This is a genomic window from Methylomonas sp. BG-2 (assembly GCF_057766305.1).
Genome location: NZ_JBYMAP010000345.1, coordinates 1 through 3,118, shown reverse-complemented (window position 1 = coordinate 3,118; position 3,118 = coordinate 1). Strand labels below are relative to the sequence as shown.

Genomic DNA, 3,118 nt, shown 5'->3' with positions numbered 1-3,118 from the left:
GCGAGATATTACCGAGCTTGACCAATACGCATTCCTGAGCAACAGCCGGAAGTTACAAATGAGCAAGACCTTCTCGCTGGCCGCGCTGTCGCCGATCGAATTTCAACGCTTCCGCGATACCGGGGTGATTCGCTTCAATACCGCGATGGCGTTGTTCGACCGAGATTTCCCCGGCCATTATTTGCGTTTGATCCGCCAAGTGCGGACCAGTGTGGTGGCGTTAGTACCTCCGACCGTAGGCGTTCATGCCACGCTGACCAATCTCGGGGTATCGCGGGTGGTGGTTGACGACGGCGGTTTCCGGCAGGTCGAAGTGCATCATGGAATGCAGTCAGTGGCGCTGACCGGCGCGATCAATGCGTCCGGGGTATTCGAACTCAATCAGCAGCCGGAATTTTTGATGCCGTTCGAATCGGTCGGTGTCGATACCTTTTGGGAGTTGCGCATGCCCAAGGCGGCCAATCCTTTCGATTTCACCACCATCGGCGACGTGTTGGTCACGTTGGATTACACCGCGCTGGATAGCTGGCAATACCGCAAACAAGTCATTCAAAGTCTGCCTACCGAATTCGGTGCCGACCGTTCGTTCGGCTTGCGCGATCAGTTCCCGGACCTTTGGTACGACTTGAATCATCCCGATCAGGCAGCAACACCCAACATCGTGCAGTGGGATATTGCGGAAGGCGATTTTCCAGCGAACGCGCTGAATGTATCGATTTCGCAGCTGGTGCTGTATTTCGTTGCCAAGGATGGCACGGTTTTGCCGGAGTTACCGATCAAATTTCTCGGTGTCATCAATGGTAATGCCGAATTAGTCGGCGGCGCGGGGACCGCCGTTGCCGGCATCGCCAGCAGCCGGCGTGGCAATGCCGCGAGTTGGCTGGCGTTGCAGGGTAAATCGCCGGTTGGTCGTTGGCATTTGGAACTCAGCGACAAACTGGCCGATGGTCGGTTAATCAGTCAGATGATAGCCGATGAGTCCATCGCCGATATTTTGTTTGTCGTCAGCTATTCGGCCCGTTACCCCGCATGGCCTGTGTAACCGGAGAATCCAACCCCATCGACTAGAAATCCTTTTGATACGAGGTCCTGTAAATGTTGATACCTACCTATTTTTCCTTATCTAAAACCGCCAGCCAGGCCAATACGATTTACAAGCAGGCCAGTCCGTCGGTGCTGGTGCATTTGTTTGCCGAAGCGAGTAAATCGGTCGGACCGGTGGTTTATATACCGGCGGGCCGATACCCTCTGACAGCACCGTTGGTCGTCGATGGTATTGACGATTTAACGGTCATTGCCGAGCCTGGTAGCTTGTTGGATTATTCAGCCTATTCCGCGGACACCGGCCGGGTCGGGAACGAGACCCTCATCGGCAATCAAGCGGCTCGTAGCGCGCTGTACTTTAAAAACTGCGCGCGGCTCAAACTCATCGGTTTAATCACTTCGGGTAATTCGGAGAATTTCGTCGTCGAGGAAAATATCGGTGCCGGCATTTATTTACACGGGTGCGGCAACGCGAGAATTTCCCACTGCCAACATTTTTACGGCGGCGCGTTGTTTATGCAGGATGCCGCGCCCGGCGATTTCGGCACGGTTTTAGAAAATTGCTATTCATACGGTGCCAGAAACGCAACCATTCCGGGTCCTGGTACTACATTTTCGGGATGCGTGTGGGAATTGCCGACCGATACCGCCTATGACCGGATTGGACCGCTGGGTTCCAGCGCCGCCTGCTATGCATGGGCCGGCCGCAGCCACTGTAAATGGCATGGCTGTACCTTTAAAAACATTCGTCAGGCGGCGATAAAAATCAGTGGCAGCCACGACAACGTCTTCAATTCGATTGTTGACGCCAATCATTTCTTGGATTGTGGCGCCGCGTTGGTTTACGGCGCGGATCAGCCGGGCGACGCCGATCATTATGGATTGATATTTACGAATAACGCTTGCCACAATTGCGCGACCAATCGGGCAGGCTGGCATCAGGACGCTGCGGTGAGTGTGTTCGGCAGCGCCACGAGTAAAATCCTGAACAATACCTTTTTATATACCCGCGACCATTTGGGGACGCTCAACGGCGATTCGCTGGCCTCCGCGACGCGCGGAATTTTGGTTTCCCGGTATAGCGCCGCCAGTCCGGAAGTAACCGGGATCGAAATCGCCAGCAATGCATTTCTGACCAAACTGCATAAAAATACCGCAAATAGTAACGACGAGTCGGCAAGCTCGCCGGGAAATGTCATTAATCAATGCATTTATATCGAATCCGCTAGAGGTGTTTCCATTCACCGTAATCATTTTCAGAACCAGCAAATCGGTATTTTTTCCAATCGTAATGTCGGCTTGTTGGAGGAATCCAATCATGCCGACAATACGATCATTTTTTCGCAAGGGTTTTCGAATATTACGCCGATTTATCGAAACAACTCTTTACTACGTGGCCAATTCACATCGGAACATAATCAATTGACCTCGCAATCCGATAGCTATCCGACGCTGGAAAATAACTACGAATTGCGTGAAATGACGGGTCAGGGCGACAAAATCCCGATGAGCCAAACACTTGCTTAAGTCAAAATGGCAAAAGTATCTTTAATAGAAGGTCCGGTGGGCGCCGGGAAACCGACATATTCCAAATCGCTGGCCGCCGAAACGAATGGTATTCATATTGCGCTGGACGAATGGTTCGCGTTGCTGTTCGGTCCAGATAGACCGGCCGAGGAAGTCGCGATCTGGTATCTCGAACGGAAAGACCGAGTAGTGAATCTGATTTGGAAGCAATCCGGCGCCCTATTGGCATCCGGCATCGACGTGGTATTGGAGTTAGGTCTGATCCAGCGCGCAGACCGGCAAGCATTTTATCGGCGCGTTGTTGAAAGCGGCTTCGATTTACGGGTTTATGTACTGGACACACCGGAAGATATCCGTCGCCAGCGAGTGCGCCAGAGAAATATCGAGCGAGGAGATACCTTTTCCATGGTTGTTAGCGACGATATTTTCGATCTGGCCAGCCGATTATGGGAATCCCCTGACGAAAGGGAGTGTAGCGAGTATCGAGTGGAGTTCGTCGCGTTTAATTCCTATTCGAAGGCGAAGTAACGCCGACCGATAATTTCCG

Annotated in this window: 3 protein-coding genes; all 3 read left to right on the top strand. The window is 52.6% G+C overall.

Features of this window, described 5'->3' with window-relative positions; translation table 11 throughout:
• A partial coding sequence (locus tag AC3B8H_RS19875; protein ID WP_488443252.1) for a Tc toxin subunit A-related protein occupies positions 1-1,042 on the top strand: 1,042 nt, incomplete at its 5' end.
• Positions 1,043-1,095: 53 nt separating this feature from the next.
• Positions 1,096-2,571: a right-handed parallel beta-helix repeat-containing protein gene (locus tag AC3B8H_RS19870; RefSeq protein ID WP_488443251.1), complete on the top strand. Its 1,476-nt coding sequence runs from the start codon at positions 1,096-1,098 to the stop codon at positions 2,569-2,571.
• Positions 2,572-2,577: 6 nt separating this feature from the next.
• Positions 2,578-3,099: a P-loop nucleotide/nucleoside kinase family protein gene (locus tag AC3B8H_RS19865; RefSeq protein ID WP_488443250.1), complete on the top strand. Its 522-nt coding sequence runs from the start codon at positions 2,578-2,580 to the stop codon at positions 3,097-3,099.
• Positions 3,100-3,118 lie beyond the last annotated feature (19 nt).